Source organism: Catalinimonas alkaloidigena, assembly GCF_900100765.1.
GTDB classification, from domain to species: domain Bacteria; phylum Bacteroidota; class Bacteroidia; order Cytophagales; family Flexibacteraceae; genus Mooreia; species Mooreia alkaloidigena.
In genome coordinates this window covers 242,453-265,929 of record NZ_FNFO01000008.1, presented here as the reverse complement: position 1 = coordinate 265,929, position 23,477 = coordinate 242,453, and the positions used below count along the sequence as shown (strand labels likewise).

20 protein-coding genes are annotated in these 23,477 nt (G+C 55.7%); 6 read left to right on the top strand and 14 right to left on the bottom strand.

Features of this window, described 5'->3' with window-relative positions:
- Positions 1-2: 2 nt before the first annotated feature.
- The 8 genes from BLR44_RS19580 to BLR44_RS19545 all read right to left on the bottom strand — a co-directional run bounded on the left by BLR44_RS19580 (position 3) and on the right by BLR44_RS19545 (position 9,594).
- Positions 3-1,250, bottom strand: a complete 1,248-nt coding sequence (locus tag BLR44_RS19580) for a cysteine desulfurase (RefSeq protein WP_089685229.1) — start codon at positions 1,248-1,250, stop codon at positions 3-5.
- A 12-nt stretch (positions 1,251-1,262) separates the two neighbouring features.
- Positions 1,263-2,606, bottom strand: a complete 1,344-nt coding sequence (sufD, locus tag BLR44_RS19575) for a Fe-S cluster assembly protein SufD (protein WP_089685227.1) — start codon at positions 2,604-2,606, stop codon at positions 1,263-1,265.
- Positions 2,607-2,616: 10 nt separating this feature from the next.
- Positions 2,617-3,375: a Fe-S cluster assembly ATPase SufC gene (sufC, locus tag BLR44_RS19570; RefSeq protein WP_089685225.1), complete on the bottom strand. Its 759-nt coding sequence runs from the start codon at positions 3,373-3,375 to the stop codon at positions 2,617-2,619.
- 104 nt (positions 3,376-3,479) lie between these two features.
- On the bottom strand, positions 3,480-4,925 hold the full coding sequence (gene sufB, locus BLR44_RS19565) for a Fe-S cluster assembly protein SufB (protein ID WP_089685223.1): 1,446 nt from the start codon (positions 4,923-4,925) through the stop codon (positions 3,480-3,482).
- A gap of 146 nt (positions 4,926-5,071) precedes the next feature.
- Positions 5,072-5,548, bottom strand: coding sequence for an Lrp/AsnC ligand binding domain-containing protein (locus BLR44_RS19560; RefSeq protein ID WP_089685221.1), 477 nt, complete (start codon positions 5,546-5,548; stop codon positions 5,072-5,074).
- 1,407 nt (positions 5,549-6,955) lie between these two features.
- Complete coding sequence (locus BLR44_RS19555) at positions 6,956-7,696, bottom strand: LytR/AlgR family response regulator transcription factor (RefSeq protein ID WP_089685219.1); 741 nt, start codon at positions 7,694-7,696, stop codon at positions 6,956-6,958.
- Positions 7,696-8,751, bottom strand: a complete 1,056-nt coding sequence (locus BLR44_RS19550) for a sensor histidine kinase (protein ID WP_176956127.1) — start codon at positions 8,749-8,751, stop codon at positions 7,696-7,698. The genes BLR44_RS19555 and BLR44_RS19550 overlap by 1 nt, the downstream gene beginning before the upstream one ends.
- 201 nt (positions 8,752-8,952) lie before the next feature.
- Positions 8,953-9,594 (bottom strand): toxin-antitoxin system YwqK family antitoxin, encoded by a 642-nt coding sequence (locus tag BLR44_RS19545; RefSeq protein ID WP_176956126.1) that lies wholly within the window; start codon positions 9,592-9,594, stop codon positions 8,953-8,955.
- A 21-nt stretch (positions 9,595-9,615) separates the two neighbouring features.
- Between BLR44_RS19545 and BLR44_RS19540 the strand changes: the two genes are divergently transcribed.
- Positions 9,616-10,383, top strand: a complete 768-nt coding sequence (locus tag BLR44_RS19540) for a YdcF family protein (protein ID WP_089685213.1) — start codon at positions 9,616-9,618, stop codon at positions 10,381-10,383.
- Positions 10,384-10,386: 3 nt separating this feature from the next.
- On the opposite strand, the gene BLR44_RS19535 is transcribed toward BLR44_RS19540, so the two are convergent.
- A complete protein-coding gene (locus tag BLR44_RS19535) occupies positions 10,387-12,183 on the bottom strand; it encodes a M6 family metalloprotease domain-containing protein (protein WP_089685211.1) in 1,797 nt (598 codons plus the stop codon).
- Positions 12,184-12,511: 328 nt separating this feature from the next.
- Between BLR44_RS19535 and BLR44_RS19530 the strand changes: the two genes are divergently transcribed.
- From BLR44_RS19530 to BLR44_RS19520, 3 genes are all read left to right on the top strand, one after another.
- A complete protein-coding gene (locus BLR44_RS19530; RefSeq protein ID WP_143017381.1) occupies positions 12,512-12,892 on the top strand; it encodes a hypothetical protein in 381 nt (126 codons plus the stop codon).
- 240 nt (positions 12,893-13,132) lie between these two features.
- Complete coding sequence (locus tag BLR44_RS19525) at positions 13,133-13,672, top strand: hypothetical protein (protein ID WP_143017380.1); 540 nt, start codon at positions 13,133-13,135, stop codon at positions 13,670-13,672.
- 72 nt (positions 13,673-13,744) lie between these two features.
- Entirely contained in the window at positions 13,745-14,569 is an 825-nt protein-coding gene (locus tag BLR44_RS19520; protein ID WP_089685204.1) for a sensor histidine kinase, read from the top strand.
- On the opposite strand, the gene BLR44_RS19515 is transcribed toward BLR44_RS19520, so the two are convergent.
- The 3 genes from BLR44_RS19515 to BLR44_RS19505 all read right to left on the bottom strand — a co-directional run bounded on the left by BLR44_RS19515 (position 14,566) and on the right by BLR44_RS19505 (position 17,265).
- Positions 14,566-15,393, bottom strand: coding sequence for a helix-turn-helix transcriptional regulator (locus tag BLR44_RS19515; protein WP_218127125.1), 828 nt, complete (start codon positions 15,391-15,393; stop codon positions 14,566-14,568). The two genes, BLR44_RS19520 and BLR44_RS19515, sit on opposite strands and share 4 nt — an antisense overlap.
- A gap of 339 nt (positions 15,394-15,732) precedes the next feature.
- The gene (locus tag BLR44_RS19510; protein WP_089685200.1) at positions 15,733-16,467 is read right to left on the bottom strand and encodes a PPK2 family polyphosphate kinase; all 735 of its coding nucleotides are present in this window, start codon (positions 16,465-16,467) and stop codon (positions 15,733-15,735) included.
- 36 nt (positions 16,468-16,503) lie between these two features.
- Positions 16,504-17,265, bottom strand: coding sequence for a hypothetical protein (locus BLR44_RS19505; protein ID WP_089685198.1), 762 nt, complete (start codon positions 17,263-17,265; stop codon positions 16,504-16,506).
- Positions 17,266-17,542: 277 nt separating this feature from the next.
- On the opposite strand from BLR44_RS19505, the gene BLR44_RS19500 reads away from it, so the two are divergent.
- Positions 17,543-18,817, top strand: coding sequence for a metal-dependent hydrolase family protein (locus BLR44_RS19500; RefSeq protein ID WP_089685412.1), 1,275 nt, complete (start codon positions 17,543-17,545; stop codon positions 18,815-18,817).
- 73 nt (positions 18,818-18,890) lie between these two features.
- Here BLR44_RS19500 and BLR44_RS19495 read toward each other — a convergent pair whose 3' ends face one another.
- Both BLR44_RS19495 and BLR44_RS19490 read right to left on the bottom strand, forming a co-directional pair.
- A complete protein-coding gene (locus tag BLR44_RS19495) occupies positions 18,891-20,801 on the bottom strand; it encodes a CocE/NonD family hydrolase (RefSeq protein ID WP_089685196.1) in 1,911 nt (636 codons plus the stop codon).
- Between the two features lie 26 nt (positions 20,802-20,827).
- The gene (locus tag BLR44_RS19490) at positions 20,828-22,102 is read right to left on the bottom strand and encodes a dipeptidase (RefSeq protein WP_089685194.1); all 1,275 of its coding nucleotides are present in this window, start codon (positions 22,100-22,102) and stop codon (positions 20,828-20,830) included.
- A gap of 231 nt (positions 22,103-22,333) precedes the next feature.
- Here BLR44_RS19490 and BLR44_RS19485 point away from each other — a divergent pair, with 231 nt between their 5' ends.
- Positions 22,334-23,470 (top strand): FG-GAP repeat domain-containing protein, encoded by a 1,137-nt coding sequence (locus BLR44_RS19485; RefSeq protein WP_089685192.1) that lies wholly within the window; start codon positions 22,334-22,336, stop codon positions 23,468-23,470.
- The last annotated feature ends 7 nt before the right edge of the window (positions 23,471-23,477 follow it).

Below are 23,477 nucleotides of genomic sequence, written 5' to 3'. Positions count from 1 at the left end.
GCTTATCCTTTTAGTTTGGCGATCCGGTGGAGGCCTTCCACCATCCGGTCGACCTCTTCGGTCGTGTTATAAAAGGCAAAAGAAGCGCGCGCCGTTCCCTCAAGGCCAAAATGATGCATCAGCGGTTGCGTACAGTGGTGTCCGGTCCGGATCGCCACGCCGCGGGCGTCGAGCATCATCCCGATGTCGAAATGGTGAATGCCCTCCAGGACAAACGACAGAATGCTGATCTTTTCAGAAGCCGTTCCCACCAACTTTAGACCGGGAATGTCTTGCACCGCCTGGGTTGCGTAGGTCAGCAATTCGTGCTCGTAAGCCGCCAGGTTATCTTTCCCCAGGGCCTGGAGGTAGTCGATGGCGGCTTTCATGGCGACCACATCGGCGATGTTGGGCGTGCCCGCTTCAAATTTGTAGGGAATGTCGTTGTAGGTGGTTTTTTCAAACGTCACCTCTTTGATCATCTCCCCACCACCCTGGTAGGGCGGCATGGCTTCGAGCACTTCACGCTTGCCGAACAGGGCACCCACACCAGTCGGTCCGTAGATTTTATGTCCTGAAAAGACGTAGAAGTCACAGTCGAGCGCCTGTACATCAATGTTCAAGTGCGACGACGCCTGTGCCCCATCGATCAGCACCCGCGCGCCGACGGCGTGGGCTTTGTCGATGATGGTTTTGACGGGGTTGATCGTTCCCAACGAATTGGATACGTAAACCACCGCGACCATTTTGGTGCGTGACGAAACCAGTGCCTCGAACGCTTCCAAGTCGAGCGAACCGTCGGCCCGCACGGGAATCACCTTCAGGGTCGCGCCGCGTGCTTCGCAGACCATCTGCCACGGCACAATGTTGGAGTGGTGCTCCATGCCGGAAATAATGACCTCGTCGCCCGCCTGCAGATGGGTGTGTCCCCACGAGGAAGCCACCAGGTTGATGCCTTCAGTAGTGCCGCGCGTGAAAATGATCTCTTCGGCCGAGGGAGCGTTTAAGAAAGTGCGTACGGTTTCGCGGGTATGTTCAAAAGCCGCCGTTGCCCGCTCCGCCAGCGTGTGAATACCCCGGTGAATGTTGGCGTTGTCCTGCGTGTAGTAGTGCGTCAGCGCATCCAACACAGCCTGAGGCTTTTGGGTCGTCGCCGCATTATCGAAATAAGCGAGCGGCTTACCATTCACCTCTTGGTGCAATACCGGGAAATCCTGCCGGATTTTTTCGACATCAAACGAGGTGCCTACCGACGAAGTTAGCGTAGCCATACGGTAAAAAGGTTAGTCCTGAGAAGCAGAGCCCTCCAGACGTTCGGTGATCAATTGTTCCAAATAGTTGCGCAGCGGCTCGATTCGCACTTTGTCGACCACGTCGCTGGCAAACGCATGCATTAGCATCGCCTTGGCCTGGCCTTCGCCCAGCCCCCGTGCGCGCAGGTAAAACAGCGCCTCTTCGTCGAGTTGACCCGTCGTTGCGCCGTGCGAGCACTTCACATCGTCGGCCCAGATTTCCAGCTGCGGCTTGGTGTTGATGGTCGCCTCTTCGGAAAGCAGAATGTTGCGGTTCGACTGGAACGCGTTGGTTTTCTGCGCGTCCTGCCGTACGTAAATCTTTCCGTTGAAAACTCCCGTCGCACGGTCGTCCAGAATGCCCTTGTACAATTCGTTGCTGAACGAGTTGGGTTTGCGGTGATCGACCAGCGTGTGGTTGTCGACGTGCGTTTTGCCCTTCTGCAGGTAGAGCCCGTACATGTGGCCTTCGCAGCCTTCGCCGTCCAGCACAATGTTCAGGTCATTGCGGATCAGTTGCCCTTGCAGCGTAATCATAAAACTGTCGAAGTGGCTGTTCCGTTCCTGATGCACCTGCGTGGTGCCGACGTGGCTGGCCGCGGGGGCGCAATTCTGCAGCTTGTAGTAATCGACAAAGGCGCCCTCACTCACGTAAATCTCGGTCACGGCATTGTCGAAGGCCGGCTGGTCGCCGAGCGTTACGAAATTCTCGATGACCTGCACGCGACTGTTGGCCCCCACCACGAACAAATTGCGCGGGTTCGACAGCACCGGGCCACGCTTGGCGTCGGAAACGTAGTGAATGATGATGGGTCGTTCCACCTCCTGGCCTTTCGGCACGTAGAAATAAGCCCCCTGTTGAGAGAAGCCGGTGTTCAAGGCCGTGAAGGCGTTGTGTTCGGCGTCCGCCAACTTGCCAAAGTGCTCGTACAGCGCCGGCTCGTTTTTCTCTTCGGCCGAAGCCAGGTTCAGCAGCGTCAGTTCATGAACGGGGGAGAGGATGCGCGAAAGATGCGCCTCGTAGTTCCCGTTGACAAACACCAGGACATTCGCTTCAGGAATGTCGAACAGCTGCTGACGCTCTTCGCCAAGCATGCTCGACACCGCTTCGTTCTGTTTCAGGTCGTAGGGTGTCTTGAGCAGCGGCGCAACGTTGGTATATTTCCACTCTTCGTGTTTCGTCGTAGGAAAGTCGAGCGCCTGGAAGGCCTCCATCGCGGCCCGCCGTTGCTGCTGAAGGGCTGATTGGCTCTGGGGCGAATTTTTCTCCTCCACCTGAGCAAAATGCTCCAGACAGAGCGCTTTTAAATCTTGTTGATCCGTTACAGTTGCCATCAGAAAATGCTTATGCAGTCGCGTCTACTTCGTTTTTAATCCAGTCGTACCCTTTTTCTTCCAGTTCCAGGGCCAGTTCTTTACCGCCCGACTTAACGATACGACCGTTGTAAAGTACGTGTACAAAGTCGGGGACGATGTAGTCGAGAAGGCGCTGGTAGTGGGTCACGACGATGGTGGCTTTGTCGGCCGAACGGAGCTTGTTCACCCCGTTGGCGACGATCCGCAGCGCGTCGATGTCGAGGCCCGAATCGGTTTCGTCCAGCAGCGAGAGCGTAGGCTCGAGCATCGCCATCTGGAAAATCTCGTTACGCTTTTTCTCTCCACCCGAGAATCCTTCGTTCAGCGAGCGGCTCAGCAGCGACTTGTCGATCTCGACCAGCGCCATCTTTTCTTTCATCTTGTTCAGGAAAGCGACGGCGTCCAGCGGCGGCAGGCCACGGTGTTTCCGCACTTCGTTGACGGCGGTTTTCAGAAAGTTGGTCGTACTGACACCCGGAATTTCGACGGGATACTGAAAGGCCAGGAAAATGCCTTCGCGCGCGCGGTCTTCCGGAGCCATGTCGAGCAGATCCATGCCCTGAAAGGTTACTTCGCCTTCGGTCACTTCGTATTCTTCGCGGCCGGCCAGTACAGAAGCCAGGGTGCTTTTGCCGGAACCGTTCGGCCCCATGATGGCGTGCACTTCGCCCGGTTTCACTTCCAGGTCGATTCCCTTCAGAATGGCCTTATCTTCAATTTTTGCGTGCAGATTTTTTATAGTAAGCATAATGACAGATAAATCGGTACAGAAAATTCAATGGGGGTGGGGTGTAAAACAAAGGTAGCCTCGGGGGAAGCTACCTGACTGATGCCTAATGTCGTCGCGGTCGCTTACCCTACGCTGCCTTCCAGCGAGATGGCGAGGAGCTTCTGCGCTTCTACTGCGAATTCCATCGGAAGTTGGTTAAGTACTTCTTTCGCGTATCCGTTCACGATCAGCGCTACGGCGTCTTCGGTCGAAATACCGCGCTGGTTGCAATAGAAGAGTTGATCTTCACCGATTTTCGACGTAGTGGCTTCGTGTTCCACCATGGCCGATGAGTTTTTTACCTCTATATAAGGAAACGTATGGGCGCCGCATTTGTCGCCCATCAGCAGAGAGTCGCACTGGGAGAAGTTCCGCGCATTGGCCGCACGTTTGTGCACCTGCACCAGACCCCGGTACGAGTTCTGGCTGCGGCCTGCCGAAATGCCTTTCGAAACGATGCGGCTTTTAGTGTTACGTCCCAGGTGAATCATTTTCGTGCCGGTATCGGCCTGTTGCATGTTATTGGTCACCGCCACAGAATAAAACTCGCCGACCGAGTTGTCGCCTTTCAGGATTACGGAAGGATATTTCCAGGTGATGGCAGAGCCCGTTTCTACCTGCGTCCACGAAATTTTGGAGTTGTTACCAAGGCAGATGCCACGCTTCGTCACAAAGTTGTAAATGCCACCTTTGCCGTCTTTGTCGCCCGGATACCAGTTTTGTACTGTCGAGTACTTCACTTCGGCATTTTCTTTGGCGACGATTTCCACCACCGCCGCGTGCAACTGATTCTGGTCGCGCATGGGGGCGGTACAGCCCTCCAGGTAGCTGACATAGCTGCTGTCTTCGGCCACAATGAGGGTCCGTTCGAACTGACCGGTGTTGGCCGCATTGATGCGGAAATAGGTCGAAAGTTCCATCGGACACCGCACACCTTTCGGAATGTAGCAGAACGAACCGTCGCTAAACACCGCCGAGTTCAGGGCTGCGAAATAGTTATCGCTGGCCGGTACCACCGATCCCAGATACTTCTTGACCAGTTCTGGGTGGTTTTCTACCGCTTCGCTCATTGAGCAGAAGATAATGCCCATTTCGCTGAGCTTCTCTTTAAAGGTAGTCGCGACCGAGACGCTGTCGAGAACAGCATCGACCGCTACGCCGGTCAGACGCTTCTGTTCGTTGAGCGAAATGCCCAGTTTTTCGAACGTAGCGCGCAACTCGGGATCTACCTCATCCAGACTTTTGGGCTTGGTTTTCTGCTTGGGCGCAGAATAATATATAATGTCCTGGTAATCGATTGCCGGATAGTTGACGTTAGGCCACCGAGGTTCTGTCATCTTCTTCCACAGCGCGAACGCCTTCAGACGCCATTCCAGCAGCCACACCGGCTCGCCCTTCTTCGCCGAAATAAAGCGAACGGTATCTTCGTTCAGCCCTTTCGGGGCTTCGTCGGCCTCGATGTTCGAGACGAATCCGTACTTGTATTCCGACTGCGTTAGGCTTTCTAATAATTCGGTTTCCTTGGCCATGAATCTAATTTAGAATGATTCTACGTTTTACAAAAATATAACAAAAATTCGGTCTGAAGGTTTCCTTTGCGCCACTTTTTACAGAGGGTCGCCCATAGATATTTCCTATCCTAATATAAGGTAAACCTATGTGCAAAGAAGGTTGCCTATTTCAGGTCCTGGTCCAGCCGCACCGATCGTTCGAGGGTTTCCTCCAGCGAGATAAACGTTTCGGTACGTTGTATACCAGGCACGCGTTGAATTTTGTCGTGCAGCACACTGCGGAGATGAATGGTATCCCGGCAAATGATTCGTGCAAAGATAGAATATAGTCCGGTGGTATAGTGCATGCTGACAATCTCAGGAATCTCGCGCAGCTTCTCGGCCACTTCCGCGTACATCGAACTCTTTTCCAGGTAGATGCCGAGGAAGGCGCTGATGTCGTACCCGAGCTTGGTATAATCAATTTTAAGTTGCGATCCCGTTACTACCCCTAATTCCTGCATTTTGCGCATCCGCACGTGTACGGTACCCCCGGAAACAAAGACCCGTTTTGCCACTTCGGTATAAGGAATATTGGCGTTGTCCATCAGTAATTTCAGGATTTTCAGGTCAACATTGTCAATTTCTGAATTTGCGGCCATTTGCGCTGAGGTTGTTTTGTTGATTGTTAAATTATGCTCGCCAAAATTAAAAATAATAAAAAAATTAAGGAAATTTTGTTGAATATTTTCAAAATAAATCTGGTGTATTTACCTTTGTCATAAATCAAGTCGGAAATAGTCCGGCTCACACTGTAAGGTGATGAAATTGGCAGACATGCCCTCCTGTCTCGGGGGTGGAGAGTTCGGGATAAACTTTGGCGGTTCAGCAAGGAACCTTCCTTTCTGAAATGCCAACGCTAACCGCTCCGTGGAGGTTCGAATCCTTCCCTTACAGCTTTTGGTGTATAAAGTAGGTTGTTTGAACAGTCAGATTGTGGTGGATCTGGCTGTTTTTTTTTGTTTATACCTACTCTAGCCCACTTTCCTTCCCAGCAGATCTCATCATATTTCCGGGTGTGAAGTTAGCAACTCCCTGTGGGCGCAGGGTAGCTAAAGTCGAATGTTCCTCTGATGGTTATGAATTGAAGTGTGTATTCTGGTATGCGAATATGCAAAACTGGGTTCTTGAAGATCTATTAATATTTGTTATGAAACCAAGCGATTGGGTATCATATTTTTAATAATAAGATCTAAAAATAAATTTTATGAATATTTTCCTTCTTAAAATGCGGAAATGTCAATAATGTCGAGATAGGTCGTATATTTGCATTGTCGGTGTTAGTCAAATGGCTACTCGGCATGAACAGCTAAAAAAATAAATTGGTGTATAAGTAGGTTGTTTGAGCAGCCAGACTTGTGGTGGGGTCTGGCTGTCTTTTTTTTGTACCCACTATACATGCCACGGTAGGGACCTCAATCGCAGAGGATATTCTCCTAAGATTTTTCTTTTCTCATTCCTCTTCTTCTCTTTCAGATCAGCGAACAAGTAGTGAATGCCGCTTTGACCGAAGAATCGTCGGTAGGAGTGCTTCGCAAGCAACCGGATTAATTAGCTATCGTAGATATACAAAATTTTTGATTGAAAATCGCGCGTTTAGGCATAGGGATTTGGATAACTCTACATGCAAATGTGCTTGATTATCAGGGAGATTCGCGTAGGCGGTTGCGTTGGTTGAAATCGTTGTCAGATTGGTAATCCGACTTATCAATTTTGCGCTGTCTTTAGAAAAAATTAAATCTACATAGGACAGCTATAAAAATAATTGAAAAATTAAGGGGGTAGATTTCAATTATTTTAAAAATCGGCCTGACGCATCTATCTTTGCAATACATCAAAACAACGCGGCGACCAAAATCACACGTTGTTGGGTAAGGAGCTGAAACCGGCAGCCAACAAAGGTTCAAGTCCTTTCTTTACCGCTTTTGGTTAATTTGGTGTATAAAGTAGGTTGTTTGGACAGTCAGATTGTGGTGGGTCTGACTGTCTTTTTTTATGCCCTTACGTGATTAGAGGCTGAGCAGTTCCTTAAACCGAATGGCCTGACGCCGCGAAATCTCGATCCGATCCCCGCCCTTCAGACGCACCACCAGTCCTCCACTGAAATAAGGCTCAATGGTTTCAATCATCCGCAGGTTGATGATGTGTTTGCGGTTGGCCCGGAAAAATACGTTAGAGTCCAGCCGCTCGTCCAGGGCGTTGAGCGACCGCAAAATCAGAGGCTTGTGGTGATCGAAGTGAAGCCGTACGTAGTTGCCGATCGATTCAAACAAGCGCACTTTGCCCAGGGTAACAAACCAGCATTTGTCCCCGTCCTTCACAAATACCTGATCGAATTCGCCCAGAATCTTTTGTTCGGGTTCTGCCGAAGAGCCCTGCGTAAGCGGACGTTCGTTGGGCTCGTTGGCTTCCAGGCGTTGAATGGCCGCATCGAGACGTTGCGGTTCGATAGGTTTCAACAAGTAGTCCAGCGCATTGAACTCGAACGCTTTTAGTGCGTATTCGTCGTAGGCCGTCGTAAAAATGACTTCCGGTACATTCTCTTTCAATTCCATCAGCACCTCGAAGCCATTCTTACCGGGCATTTGAATGTCCAGAAACAGGAGTTCGGGGCGTAATTCTTTGATCTTTTCCAGCGCGTCTTCTCCGTTGACCGCCTCCCCCACAATTTCGATCTGGTCGTAAGCCTGCAACAGGCGACGCAATTCGTTTCGTGCTAATCGTTCGTCGTCGACGATTAAAGTTCTCATCAGCAAGGTATTTTTAAGTTTACGTGGACAACATCAGGGCTTTCCTGGGTGATGGTGAAGTAGTCTTCGGAGCCGTACAGAAGCTCCAGACGCTGTTTGGTATTCAAAATACCAAATCCTCCGCTGTTAAGCGACTTCAACACCCCGGTGTTCCGGATGGACAGTTGCAGGCAATTGTTTTCCATGTGGCCCGCAATTTCGATAAAGCCCCCCTCGGTTTTTTTGGAGATCCCGTGTTTCACGGCATTTTCGGCCAGGGTCTGCACAATCATGGGGGGGACGCGGATTTGCAGCGCTTCGGGGGCCAGGTGAATGTTGACGTCCAGCCGTTCTTCGAAACGCAACTTTTCCAGCAACAGGTAATCGTTCACCGTACGCATTTCTTCTTCGAGCGAAATGGTTTTGCTGCGGCCGGCAATCAGTGAATTTCGCAGGATATTCGACAGTTGGGTGATCGACGATTTGGCCTTCTCCGGATCTTCTTCCACCAGGGCGCGGATGCTGTTGAGGGCGTTGAACACAAAATGGGGGTTCATCTGCGACTTCAGCTTGTTCAGCTCGAAGTCTTTGATGGAGCGTTCCCACTTGAGGCGCTCAATTTCTTCGCGCTTGTAGTTCCGGAACGACGTGATGGCAAAATACATGAGCGACCACATGAAAAACGTCAGGCTGAACCCCGGCAGCGACAGCAGGAGGCTGCCCAGATCGATGTTGCGGAGCGGCAGCGGCACCAGCCCCAGAATGAGGTCGATCATGAACATGATGAACACGAGCGAAACGGCCATGACTACGTCGGCAATCAGAACCCGGACAATCAACTGGTCGAGCGAAAGTTGCGTCCAGCCCCAGCGTTTCAACAAATGCCGGAAAAAGTGGGTGTGCCCGATGCCCAGGATCACGACCATCAGGCTCGAAAGTATTTCCTGGATCTGGAGCGCGGGCGCTTCTTCGCCAGACGCCGCAAAGTAGGAGATAAAGAGGGAGATTAAGCCGTAGGCACTCCAGCCGACAATCTGACAAATCCAATATACCTGTTCGCGGGCTAACGTTTTCATACTAGGAAAATACGGGAGGCGCGTTGACGGCAAAACAGCCTGTTTCATCTGATCTTTTCAACATGGTAAAGTAGCGGTTCTCAACACAATGGTCGAACAAGGCTACGCAATAAACTAATTTACCGGCGCTAAAGCGGGTCCTGCAAACAGATTCGGTAAGAACGGTCGAATCGACAGGGTGGGTGGGCGTATCGTCCGTGCTCATGGCAGAGGGTGGTGTTGCGTGTCCCGAACGCGTCCGCGCCGGTCGTACTCCTGCCAGTCGCCTACTTTGTGGCCCGCTGCAAACGTTCCTTTGTACTGGAGCCGCCCTTTAGCGTCGTAAAATTCCCACGGGCCGTCTTCCTGACCGTGGCGGTAAAAACCATGTTGCTGCAAGGTGCCGGTTTCGTCGTAGATAAACCACTCGCCGTGCGGAAATCCCTGGTGGTACTGCCCCCGTTGCCGCAAACTGCCGTCGGGATTGTAAAATAACCAGTCGCCTTCGTAGAGGCCGGCCCGGTACACGCCCGTTTTCTCGACCTGCCCGTTGGGATGGTAGTACACCGCCGAATCTTCGGGCGCGCCTTCGTGCCACTGCTCGCGGCCGATCAGCCGCCCCGCGAAGTCGTAATACTGAACGAGCCCTTCCAGTTGCCCGTGTCGGTACTGTTCGGTAGCGCTGACCGTGCCGTCGGGATAGTAGAACGTCCAGCGTCCGTGCCGGTGCCCTTCCTGTAGTGTGCCTTGCGCCTTCAGGCGTCCGTCGTCGTACGTTTGGGTGACGTCCTGCGCTTGTGCCCAGCACAACCCCGCCAGCCACCAGCCCGCCACCAGGCTCAAATACCTACCTTTGCTCCGCATGATTTCTCTAACGTAATCTTCGTGTTTTACATTCTCTCCAAAACACTTTACTACCTGGTGATGCCCCTGACGTGGGTAATGCTGTTGCTGGGGCTGGCCCTGCTTACCCGGCATCCGCGGCGACGCAAACGTATACTCATAGGGACACTGGCACTGGTTTTTATACTGGGACATACCATTCCGATCAACGAATTGTACGCATGGTGGGAGCGGCCGGGCACGCCCTACGCCGCGCTGGACAGCACCTACGACGTGGCAATTGTGCTGGGGGGCGTCACCAACGGAGAGCAGAGGCCGGACGATCGTGTGCACTTCGGGCGTGGGGCCGACCGGGTGATGCACACAGTACAACTGTACAAACTCGGCAAGGTGCGGCACATTCTGCTGAGCGGGGGAGGGCGCACGCTCGACGGCAAGTTTCTGCGCGAAAGCGAAAACATGCGGGACGTGATGCTGCTGTGTGGCGTTCCCGATTCGGTCATCACCGTAGAAACGCAGTCGGTCAATACCCGCGAAAACGCGCTCTATTCAGCGGCCATCCTGCAACGCCGGTTTCCCGGTCAGCGCTACCTGCTGGTGTCGTCGGCCTTTCACCTGCGCCGGGCCGAAGCTTGTTTCCGAAAGGTGGGCATTCAGGCTGATCCTTTCGCGACCGATTTCCACAGTTCCTCGCTTCCCTATTCGTTCGAAAAGTGGATTGCCCCCACCGAACAAGCCTTTGCCGAGTGGGGGTTGCTGATTCACGAGATGGTTGGCTACGTGGTGTATAAACTGATCGGCTACGCTTAAGCGTCACCGTTTTTCGATCTTCACGTACAGTCCCTTCAGTCCGTAGCGCCGCCCGCCCCGGGGGGCGCACAGCGTTCCGTCGCTGACCCATTCGGTAGGTTTCTGGATGCCGAACTTCCCCCGATACGTTACCGTGTACCGGTTGGCCTGCGCGCCGGTCAGCCGGACGGCAAACCCGATGATGCGCTCGCCTTCCTGCCCGCAGAACGCGCCACCCGCCACGAAACCGGTATCCGCATTGTTGCCCAGCACCGCGTGGTACTCCAGCCCTAGGTCGGAAATCGCTTGATTGAACTGGACCGAGAACCGCTCGACCTGCAAGAACGGATACTTGCAGCCTGCCAGCTGATTTTCCGTATAGCTTTCGATGCCGCGCCCACGGATGTCGACTTTGACGATCAGGCCGGGCGTCATGGGTTCGGGAAGGGGCGGGGCGTTCTCGAACAGAATATCCAGCGTCACCGTTTTGCTGGTCAGGTCCCACGCAATGTTGGTCAGCGTCACGCCCGAAGGTCCTGCGGGGAAGGAAGTCGAGATGTTGCCGTCGTCGTCCAGTTGACGGGTATCGGCCAGTCCGGGAAACGGGTCGCCGTCGTCGCCCTGGTTGATCAGGTTGCTGTTTTCCAGCTGGTGCAACCCGTCGGCCTGAATCAGCAAGGCACCCGGTGCTGCCACGTTGGTCATGATTCCCGCCTCGTCGATGCGCCAGACCAGCAGCCCTTCGCCCGGCAATTCCTTATCGAAACCGATGTTGGCGCGATTTTCCAGAATCAGGTACTGACCGTCGCGGTAGGCGGGGCTCACTACTTTAACCACCTGACCACTCGCTTCTACCGGGGGGAGGGTCAGCTGCTGTACCGTCGTGGTGACGTCCAGCGCTTCGACCCAGCCGTGTTGCAGTTTGTGCAGACCGATGGGATGCGTGGGTCGCACGCCGCCCGCACCCCACGAGCCGCTCGCCATCAGGTCCCAGAAACCGGTGCCCGACCACTGGCCGTTGATGTCGTAAAAATCTTCCCACTGCATCACCAGATGGCCTAGTTCGTGCGCGCAAACGCCTATCCGGCAGTCGTGCGGAACGGTCAGGTACGTACTGGCGACCAGACCCGGCGCGACGGTGACCGGCTGCTGCATGGCCCATTTGTGTGACCAGATTTCGCGCCGCCCTTCCGGCGTGTTACCGATGGTTTCCGCGCCCACGCCCGCATGGATGATGAACAGCGCCGTGACTTGTCCTTCGTGGAGCACGTCGAGCGATGCTTCGAACGTAACGCCACTGGCCAACGCGGTCTGGACGGCATCTTCGGCCATTTTCTGCGCATTGCCCGGATAGCCGCCCGTGCCCGAGGCGTTGTTGGTGTAAAAAGCGTATGGCTGCGGCAGGCGCAGCCAGCCGTGCACACTTCCGGTGATGTCGATGGCGCCGCGGCTCACCTCCGAGTAGTACTCGCGCATGCTGCCGGTCGGCAGGCTGCCCTGCGAAAACAGCAGTTCTTCGTAATGCGCCGCGGGAAGCGCTCCGGCCCGGTCGGCAAAATCGACCAGCAGCACTTTGACCTTCACCGCGCCCCGGACCGGCAACCGGGGAATGTCGATGAGCTGCGGCAGTGGGGCGGCCGTTGCCAACCCCAGCGGCAAGCGCAGGCTGTCGTCCATGCCGGGGTGCTCGTGCGAATGGTTCACCAGGCCTTTCTGTTCCAGAAACTCGGCAAACGGAATGCCCGGGTTGTCGTGCAGATATTCGAGGTAAAGGTCGTTCATGACCTTGGGAGAGGGGGGGATGCGTTGGAGCGTTGTCATGAGAAGTGGGGAAAAATCGTGAGATCACAAGGGGTGGTGGTGAAGTTAAGCGCTTTAGTGTCAACCTACTAGCTCGACTGGAGGAACGCACCAAAGCGGCAAAATGCGGCGTAATTCTACGCTCACGTGGGTCGGATACTACGCCGCTTTGGGGGAGAAACTACGCCAGGGTGTAGCTTACTATCTTATAATGCACTGATTATCAAAGATATATCATTTGGTGAATAGGCGACCGGTACGGGTTGGCGGTTGTATGGGAAAGAGAGAAGCTTAATTTCAAGGTTTCTTATAACTCTATGTTCAATTATTCATCTTCTCAACGTTAACCATGGCTGACAATCCCACAGCAGAAGATCTGATCGCAATGATCGAGCGCTACCAGGAAGCGCGTCTTCAGCCGTACCAAACCACCATCAGGGCAGTAAACCCTACGTTCCAGGACGCTCGCGCGTGCTGGTTCAGTGCCGATCAACTTTTGAAAATGCTCGGCATCGCCAAAACGGCGGCCCAATTGAAACAGGAAGGCACCATGACTCAAAACCTGTCCGGCGTGCGGTTCTATTACGCCGCCGAAGAGGACCTGAAGCACACCCTGGTTATGGTTTCCACGGAATCTACGGGTGAGGGCGACACCGACAACGACCAGGACGAGACCCTGGAAAATGGGGGCAAGCTTTGCCCACCCAACTGCAATGGCGCGATGCACTAAACATTGATGTACTTGCTTCGAGGTTAAGTCTGTCGACTCACAAACCACAACAGTACCTGATAGAAAATATAGCGTGCTGTTGTGGTTTTACTTTATTTTAGAGAGCTTAACCTGCGGACGAATCGAATGGATTTTATCTATTTTTTCTTTTTTATCAGTTCTTCCTTAGTAGCTGCGCTTACGTATCGTTTCCTTTCGCCCTATTACTTAAAAGGGTTTCTTTGGTACCTGATTACAATAATGTTTTTAGAAGGATGGGGAACAAGTTTGGCATGGCAGGGCATCAACAACCATTGGGTCTACAACATCTTCATTTTCGTCGAATTCAATTTCTTGAATTACATCTACTACCGGACCATCCGTAACCGGCGATTGAAAATGGTAGCGGGTGTCTACAGCCTTGCTTATCCGGTCTATTTTCTGATCAACCTGATCGGTGTGCAGGGTTGGCAAACGTTCAATACGTATCCGTACGTGGTAGGCTGCATCGGGATCGTCCTGATGGTGGTGAAGTACTTCGTCGAGCTGCTGATCGATCCGGTGTTTCCGGACCTGAAACGCCAGCCGATGTTCTGGATCAGTACGGGGCTGCTCTTCTACTGCCTCGGCAACATCCCCATGTATGGTATGATCAACTACCTGATCCATAACTTTCCGGTGATTGCGCGAAATTTCTTCATCATCGGTATGATGCTGAACATCGTCAAATTTACTTTCTACATCGCAGGGTTTCTGTGCGGAGCGCGTGCACATGGGCCACTCAAACGCAGTTCGGTTTGAGGCTCGCCCGTAGACTTATTGCGTGCGCATGTCTAGTTTGCTTACTTCTACGCCGTACCTCCTGAGACGCTTATGCAATACGATCAGTCGGAAATAGTATTCATCATCCTGACGAGTGTCATTCTCTCGCTGTTGCTGGGCGGGTTCATTGTGTTTTTCTTCTTTGCCTACCAGCGCCGTTACGTGCAGCACCAGAAAGAGCTGACCCAACTGCGGGAAGAATACCAGCGCGAACTGCTGAAAGTGCAGCTAGAGGTGCAGGAACGCACCATGGGGACCATCGCGCAGGAACTGCACGACAACATTGGCCAGCTTCTGGCACTTACCAAACTCCACCTGTTTTCCGTGCCGGTCGAGCCGGAGGCCCCGGCAGCGCAAAAACTGACGTCCTTGCGCGAGCTGGTCAACCAGGTGATCAAAGAAGTCAGAAACCTGTCGCATTCGCTCAACACCGAGCACCTGCGGCAGCAGTCTTTGTCGCAGGCGTTGCAACGGGAGCTGGCATTGATCGGCAAAAGCGGCCTGTTCGAAACGCATTTTCAGCTGGAGGGCAACGAGCAGCCGATCGACCCCTCGCGACAACTGGTGGCGTTCCGCATCGTGCAGGAAACACTGCAAAACATGCTCAAACACGCCGAGGGAAAATCGGTTTCCATCGCCTTGCAGTACCACAACGAGCAACTAGCCATCCGCGTCGCCGACGACGGCCGCGGCTTCGAGGTGGATACGTTACGAAAGTCGGGCCAGGGCTCCGGGCTGAACAACATGTACTACCGTGCCAAGATGATCGATGCGACGTTCCGGATCGAAAGCTCGCCCGGGCAGGGCACCACTACGTACCTGACCATGCCGCTGGTGTCTGCCGTGGCCGCCTCCCCGCAGGAAGCCATGGTCTAGATGATGCCGTGGCGAATGGCAAACTGAATCAGCCCGCCGGAGTTGCGCGTGTGGGTCTTTTCCAACATTTTTTGCCGGTGCGTATTCACGGTATGGAAGCTGATCGAAAGCCGGTCGGCAATCTGTTTGCTGTTGTGGCCATGCGACATCAACTCCACGATTTCGCGTTCGCGTACGCTTAGCTGCTGACACTCCTTAAGTTGCGGATCTTCCGACGTGCATTGCAGGCACTTGTTTAATTCCGTCGAGTGCACCGACGCAAACAGGTTATGGTCTTTTTTCCAGGAGGTGATGTCGGACCCCATGCCCAGCAGGTGGGTGATTTGCCCGTTCCGGTCTACCTGCAAAATCGAGTTTTGTTCGAGCAGACGAATGTAACCGCCGTCGGCCTTGCGGATGCGGTAGTCGCCGCTGAGCTGGTACGTGGCCAGGGCTGAGGCCGGTTGGGCCAGCAGGTAGTCCCAGAGGCGTTGCATCAGGGCGGTGAGTTTCGGAAAATCGTCCGGATGCAGCAGCGACATGGTGAACGCCACGCCGCCCTTCTGAAAAGCCTCGGCTTCGTACCCCAGCATTTCCTCCACATTCTGGCTGATGAAGTCGTACTGCAACGTACGCATGTCGAGTACCCAGGTGAGGCAGGGGCTTTGGGTGAGGAATAGCCGGAGCACCGGATCGTTGTGAAGCCATTCGTGAAAATCGAAGGCGTCGGGACCGGCGGCGTAGGGCCGAGATTGCCATTGACGAACCAGGCGGTCGAATTGGGCAGAAGCAGGCTTGGGGGAAGCCGACACAGGTACCTGTGGCATGGACATAGGCGAGTGCATACGCATTAGCGTTTAGGAGAGAAATGAAAAGGGAAACGAGCGGTAATGAAATGCGACCGTAATTGGAGATAAACAATTACGGCACTAGAGGTCTCCAGGCAGGAGAGAAAATCAGCTTTCTAGAACAAAACTTCTAGGAACCAGGACTTTAAGTTGAGAAAGAGATTAGATAATTACAAGCTTTTTTTCGAAAATTTTTGTCGAAACTTTCGGCGGGGTTCTGCCAAATAGAGCATTCGTTGGACAAAAATTAGCCTGAATTCTATGAGTAATTGCGACTCGAGTCAAGTCAAAAAGTAGGGCGGAAGAGACACAAATGCCACCGGGGCGGAGTGGGGCTTACCCCAGGGAAGGCCAGGCCAGTGGCAGGGCTTCCAGCGTGGCGGCCACCTGTTTGGCAATGCAATAGGACTTGTACCAGTTTTTGTTCGCCGGGACAATGTGCCACGGCGCTACCTCAGAACAGTGCGCAAAAATCTGCTCGTAAGCGTCCAGGTATAGGTCCCGTTTCGGGATGATCTGCCAGTCGCCGTCGTTATGTTTCCAGTACTTCTGCGGATTGGTAACGCGCTCGGTCAGGTCTTTCAGCTGTTCTTCCTGCGACTTGTGCAGGTAAAATTTCAGCAGAACGGTGCCGTGGTCGGCCAGCAGCTGTTCGAAGTGGTTGATGTGCGCGTAGCGCCGCGTGACGGTTTCTTCGTCGACCCACTGTTCCACTTTCGGCACCAACACGTCTTCGTAATGCGAGCGGTTGAAGACCCGGATCATGCCGCGCGCGGGCACTTCCCGATGCACCCGCCACAGAAAATCGTACGACTTCTCTAACTCCGAAGGCGCCTTGAAGGCCGTCACGCCTATGCCCAGCAGGTTCAACCCACTGAACACATCGTTGATGGCACCGTCTTTTCCCGCAGCGTCCAGGCCTTGCAAAATCACCAACAGGCTGTATTTTCCCTGCGCGTAGAGCATTTTCTGCCGCTCTTGAATGGTTTGCAACAGATGCTCGGTTTCTTCTTTGATCTTGCTTTTGTCGGCCTCGTCGGGAGGCGCGGGCGAGTAGTCGGCTAGCTTCATAGCAAATCGTACGAACGCCCGCAACTTTCGTTGGGGTCATGCAGGTGATTGCTCCAGGCCCATGCGTTCCGCAAAGCGCTGGCGGTCTGCCCTGATCTGCGCCAGGTGGCCGGTAATTTCATCGCGCAGCAGCCGCTGGGTCGGGTGTTGCAGGTACTCCTGCGTCTGAGCGAGCCGCTCGTGCGCCACCACGGTCCGCTGCTGTTCCTTCTGCGCCTCGCTCCATTGGGTGTGGTGGTCGATCGCAAAATTCCGGTGGGCAACGTTTCGCAGCAGCCCCAGGTACCCGTGCGCGTAGAGCATAACGTCATCGAACAGCACATTGCAGCGTTCGTGCAGGGTTTCGCTCTGGTCCTGCAACACCGGGTCGTGCGCCACGCCCTGCAACTTCCGGTAACTCTCGCGCAGCGTTCGTTTTTTCTCGGCCAGGGCGTTTAGCGCCTGTTGGTACGGGGCCGCATCGGCGTATTTCGACAGGAACAGCACCTCTTCCAGTTGCGCGTGGTACTGCTGGTAATGTTGATGAAACAGGTGTGCGGCCTGGCGTACCTCCTGGGTGCGAACCAGTTGGTGTTGCAGGGCGGCCGGCAGTTCCTGGAGCAGACGCCGCAGGAGGCGGCGCGACAGCTTGCGGGGCAGTTGCGTCAGCAGCGTCTGGGCGGTCTGATGCTGACCGAGCAGGAGTTCCTGGTGGCGTTGCTGCCGCACAAACAGCACAATGACCAGCGAGAGCGTAACGGCGTTGCAGACTAACAGGCAAATCAGAAAAAACCAGGCCGGATGGATGCCCTCTTGCATAGGTCGACGGTAAGGAAACGTGCCGGGACACAAGGGCACGCACAAGCGAAATTATCAAAATAAATGAGCGAAAAGCGGGAAAAAGCGAAATCTCCGCTCGCGGCCCGAGGCAAGCCTGATGTGCTTGATCCGCCAGATGGCCTTTGTTACGAGCACTGGCCAGCTAATCGACTCATAATCAGCTACCTGTTCGGTGAGCAATCCGCCTATTGCCACGATTCGTCGAATTTCGTTCGAAAAGGCGTTGCATGGCCGCGGGCAGATTTATCTTCGGGGCATGACATCGTTGCCTCGCCTCCTACTTTGCATTTTCCTACTGATTTCGCTGCGCGCTCAGGCCGACCAGCCTACGGTATTCCTCTTACGACCCGACCGGGTGTTCGATGGCACGGAGCCGCATGCAGGCTGGGTGGTGCTGGTCGAAGGCGAGCGCATCACGGCCGCGGGACCCGCTTCCCGGGTCAAAGCTCCCGCCGGCGCGACAATTTTGGAACTGCCGGGCATGACGCTGTTGCCCGGGCTGATCGAAGGCCACTCGCATCTGTTCCTCTATCCGTACAACCAAACGCCCTGGGACACGCAGGTGCTGTACGAGCCGGAGGCGTTGCGCGTCGCCCGCGCCACTGTACACGCCAAGCAAACGCTGGAAGCCGGGTTTACCCTGGTTCGCGACCTGGGTACGGAAGGCGCGGGCTACGCGGACGTAGGACTGAAACGTGCCATCGACGAAGGCATAATTCCCGGACCTCGCATGCTGATTGCCACGCGTGCGCTGGTCGCCACGGGCAGTTACGGTCCCAGTGGATTCGAACCGAAGTACGACACACCCCTCGGGGCAGAAGCGGCCGACGGCACCGATGACCTGTTAAAGGCGGTTCGGCGGCAGATCGGTGCCGGGGCCGACGTGATCAAAGTGTATGCCGACTACCGCTGGGGGCTGCATGGCGAATCGCAGCCGACCTATTCGCAAGAAGAACTGGACCTCATTGTCGAAACGGCGCGCAGCAGCGGCCGTCCGGTTGTGGCCCACGCCAGTACGGCAGACGGCATGCGGCGCGCCACGCTGGCGGGGGTCCGCACCATCGAACACGGCGATGGTGGCACGCCGGAAGTCTTCCAACTGATGAAAGAACGTGGGGTGGCGCTGTGCCCGACCCTGGCCGCTGGCGATGCCATCATGCAGTACCGGGGCTGGCAGAAAGGCACGGAGCCAGAGCCCGCGCGACTTCAGGAAAAACGCGAAAGCTTTCGGGCGGCCTTACAGGCGGGGGTTACGATCTGCGCCGGCGGCGACGTAGGCGTTTTTCCGCACGGCGACAACGCCCGCGAACTGGAGATGATGGTCGATTACGGCATGAAACCCCTGGAGGTGTTGCGCGCCGCCACGTCGGTGAACGCGCAGGTCTTTGGCGTCGCCGATCAGGTAGGCCACATTGCGCCTGGCCTGTGGGCCGATCTGGTCGCCGTCGAAGGCGATCCGGTAAAAAACATTGCTGCCCTGCGGCAGGTCCGGTTGGTGATGAAGGGCGGCGTTCTCTACCGGCAACCGTAACCCGAACGTGCTTAACGCAAAACGTCGGACCGTTTTGCTCGGCCCGACGTTTTCTTAGAAAATTCCATCGTGCTTACTTCGGCCACGCCGGAATGGCCCCCACCTTAATCGCCGACGGATGCTGGGCGTCGTGGTAGATGCGGATGGTCGAAGGAATGTAGTCTTCCGGATCGGCTTTGTAGATGTTGATGAACTGCTGCGGATTGCGGTCTGCAAGCGGAAACCACGAGCTCTGGATCTGCACCATGATGCGGTGCCCGGGCCGGAACGTGTGCAGCACATCGGGAAGCGTCACCGTGACGGGCGTAATCTCTCCCGGTTTAAACGCCATGCCCCGCTCGAAACCATTGCGGTACCGGCCGCGCAAAATTTCGCCCCGCACCAGTTCCTGGTAGCCGCCCATCACCGGGGGCGTGCCTTCCAGCGAGGCCAGGGCCAGCGTATCGTCATCCGGATGCACATCGACGATCTTCACCACGAAGTCGGCATCGGTGGTGGAAAGGCTGGCCATCAGTTCGGCCACGACGGCCCCGGCCCAGGTGATATCCTGCGTGAGCGGCTCGGACATAAACGTCAGCACATCGGGGCGACGGGACGCAAAGCGCTGGTCGTCTAGCATGTAGCTGGTCGTCCGCTGCCAGTGGATCGCGTTCTGGTAAGGTACCGGGTGGTCCGGGTCCGAAAGGTATTCGGAAAACGAGGTATTGGCCGTAGGCGCCGACGTCGTAAGCGCGTCGTTGTCGCCCAGGTAATAGGTCATGCGGTCCAGCTCTTTTGGCGGCCAGGTCGGAAACTTCTGCCACCGGTTGGCGCCCGTTTCAAACATGGTGGCTTCGGCCAGTGCAGGGGCGTTGCCCCTCCCTTTCAGGTGGTAATTCATAAACGGCAGGAAGAGCGAATCGACAAAGTATTCGCCCGTCGGAGCTCCGAAACTGATGTCGCCCAGCGATTGCGCGTCGCGCCACCAGCATCCGTGGCACCACGGACCCATCACCAGCTTGTTGGTGGCCCCGGGATTTTGCGCTTCCAGTTGCTCGTAGGTTTCCAGCGCACCGTACAAGTCCTCAGCGTCGTACCAGCCGCCCACGGTCAGCATGGCGGGCTTTACCCCTTTGGCGTGTGACAGGGGATTGCGGCTTTTCCAGTACTCATCATAGTCGGGGTGCGCCAGAATGTCGTTCCAGAACGCAATGCTGTCTTTGAAAAACTTCTCGTTCGCACCCTTGGGCGTTTGCACCTCGTGCAGGAAAAACTCGTAGTTGTTGGGCGACTTGAACGGCAGTACGCCGAACGTGCGGTCATTCACGCCATAGGGGTTGTCCTGGTCGAACCGGGGAAGGAACACGAAAAAGTCCATCCAGAAAAACGCGCCGCCGTGGTGCACGTCATCGCCGATGAACCACTCCGTTACCGGGGCCTGCGGCGAAACGGCCTTCAGGGCGGGGTGGTTGCTCAGGGCCGCAACGGTGCTGTAGAACCCCGGATACGAAACGCCGAAAATGCCCACGTTGCCGTTGTTGCCGGGGAGGTGTTTCACCATCCAGTCGATGGCGTCGTAGGTATCCGTACTTTCGTCGGGCTCTTTCTGTTTTTTCTTGTTCGGGTTGTCGCCCTCGGGCCGCACGTGCACAAAGTCGCCTTCGGAGCGCCAACGTCCGCGCACGTCCTGAAAGGCAAAAATAAAGCCCTCGCGCATCAGCTTCACGTATCCCGAGCGGCTGTACAGCCCCGACCCGCCCCGCGAAGCGTTGTAAGGCGTACGCGTCATCAGAATGGGATACTGCTTGCTCTTGGAGGCATCGACGGGAATAAAGTATTCCGTGTACAGCTTTACGCCATCGCGCATTTCGATCATCGCGCTGTCCTGCCGGTAGTGCGTGACAAAATAGAGGCTGTCTTCGTTGGGTTGGGTAACGGTTGCCTGCGCTCCCGCCGTTGCGACGTAGCCCAGGCAACCCATTACGATCAAAAGAAAGGTTCGCATAAAAAGGGTAAAGGTAAAATAGTCAACTACATAGAGGCCGTGGGGGCAGACGGCGCTTCGGCGGCCTGTTCTACCGCCCGCATGACGCGCAGCAGATTGCCGCCCCAGATTTTGGCAATGTCTTCGTCGGAGTAGCCGCGGCGCACCAGCTCTTCCGTGAGCTTCGGGTACTCGCTCACGTCATAACAGTCGGCCAGGCCACCCCCGCCGTCGAAGTCGGCACCGATGCCCACGTGGTCGATGCCGGCCACTTCCACAATGTGGTCGATGTGATCGACGGCGTCGGCAATAGTAGGCAACTTTTTAGGATAAGCTTTGTTCAACGCCCTGAATTCTTCGCGCGCCTTTTCCCGATCTTCCGGCGACAGGTCGCCAAAGTTGGGGTATTTCTCGCGCAGGGCCGCAAAGGCTGAGTCGCGGGCGGGGTCTTGTTCCATCTTCTTGACGTAGTCGCCCAGCAGGTTGACCTGGATCACGCCGCCGTTTTCGGCCAGCCGTTTCAGCATGTCGTCCTTCATGTTCCGGGGGTGGTCGCAGAGGGCGTATGCACTGGAATGCGACGCAATGACAGGGGCGGTCGTGAGCGCCATCACGTCCCAGAACGTCGAGTCGGAAACGTGCGAGACGTCCACCATCATGCCCAGCCGGTTCATCTCTTTCACCACTTCTTCGCCAAAGGCGCTCAGGCCGCCGTATTCCGGACCTTCTTTGTCGGTCGACGAGTCGCAGATGTCGTTGTTCGACGTGTGACTGAGGGTGATGTAGCGCCCGCCCAGGTCGTAGTAGGTCTTGAGCAGCGACAGATCGTTGCCCACGGGCCAGCCGTTTTCCATCCCGATAAACATCGCAATTTTGCCGTCTTCCACCAGTTGCTCGCCCTGATCGGCCGTCATGGCGATGCCGGCCAGGTCCGCATGGCGTTCGGCCGCTTTGTGGATGGTGTCGAAAATGGCCAGCGCACGTCGCTTGGCTTCCGCATGGCCTTCCGGCGTACGGTCACCCTGACCCAGGTACACGGCAAAAAAGGCCGCATCCAATCCGCCTTCTTTCATGCGCGGAAAGTCGACCTGGCTGCCCGTGGCGTGTGCGTCGTGCGTTTCGGTGAGGTCGAACGTCGAATCCATCATCTGCATGGGCGTGTCCACGTGGGTATCGACGGTAAATACGGCAAAGTGTACGGAATCGGCGTGGGCCGTTGAGTCGGCAAGGGCCGTTTCTTTGCCGGTAGAGTTGGACGATTGGCAACTGAGCAGCAGGGCTCCGCACGCCGCCGGAACGAGGAGTTTTGTAAAAACAGACATAGGTAAGCAGTAAAAGTTGGAAGGTGAAAAACGGGTGGGAAGCCCCAAGTTGACAAATTTTATACATTCAGGCAAGAGGAGCGGTGGCGCTTCGCCGACAACCAGCCGGCGAAGCGAAGTCGGTGCGGCGTCTGGGTTTTTAACCCGGCTACGGCAGGCCGAGGCTCGTACGCATGTCGCTTTCTGCCGCTTTTTTCCTACGTTTAGTAGTCCACTTCAACCTTTCCCGCCATGCGTTATTTTCTGCTTCTGCTGATTTCGCTTCCGCTCTGGGCACAGCCGCGCTTCGAAGCACAAACGCTGGACAGCAGCATTCGCATCGGGTATGGTCTGGCCATTGGCGACGTAGATGGCGACCAGCGCCCGGATGTGTTGCTGGCCGATCAGAAACAAATCTTCTGGTACCGCAACCGGGACTGGCGGCGGTTCGTGATGGCCGAGAACCTGACAGAACACGACAATGTGTGTCTGGCCGCAAAAGACCTCAACGGCGACGGTCGGGTGGAAGTGGCGGTCGGAGCGCAATGGAATCCCGGCGAAACGAGCGATGCAACCCAGTCCGGGTCGGTGCATTACCTGGTGCGTCCCGCCGACCCGACCCAGCCGTGGCAGGCCGTGGCGTTACCTCACGAACCGACCGTTCACCGCATGCGCTGGGTGCCTACGAGCCAACAGCAGTGGGATCTGGTGGTGGTGCCGCTGCACGGGCGGGGCAATCAGAACGGTGAAGGGGCGGGGGTGAAAGTCCTGGCCTACCGGTTTCCGGAGGCTGCACTATCGGCCGCACCGGCGCGCCGCTGGGATACGCTGACGGTGAATCAGGAAATGCACATGACACACAACCTGGCGGTCGACCTTACCCGGCGGCCTCGCCTGCTGCTGGCCGGGAAAGAAGGCGTACTGGAGCTGACGTACCACCGCGGAACGTGGCAAAGCAAACCCCTCGCAGGGATGACCCAGGGGGCGGGCGAAGTCCGGCTGGGAAAAGGAAAAACACCGTTTGTAGCGACGATTGAGCCGATGCACGGCAATGCGTTGGTGGTCTACCGGGAGGGCAAGCGGCAGGTGTTGACGGATCGGTTAAACCAGGGACATGCGTTGGCGTGTGCCGATCTGCTGGCGCTAGGCTATGACCAGATCGTGGTCGGGTGGCGCAATCCGGACGCCGACGGCAAAGTAGGCATCCAACTGTTTGTGCCGACCGATGCGAGCGGAACGGCATGGACGGCACATTGGGTCGACGAAAACGGGATGGCCTGCGAGGACCTCAACGTGGCCGACCTCGACGGCGACGGACGCCTGGACATCATTGCCGCCGGCCGCGATTCCCACAACCTGAAAGTCTACTGGAACCGGAAACCGGAATGACCTCACC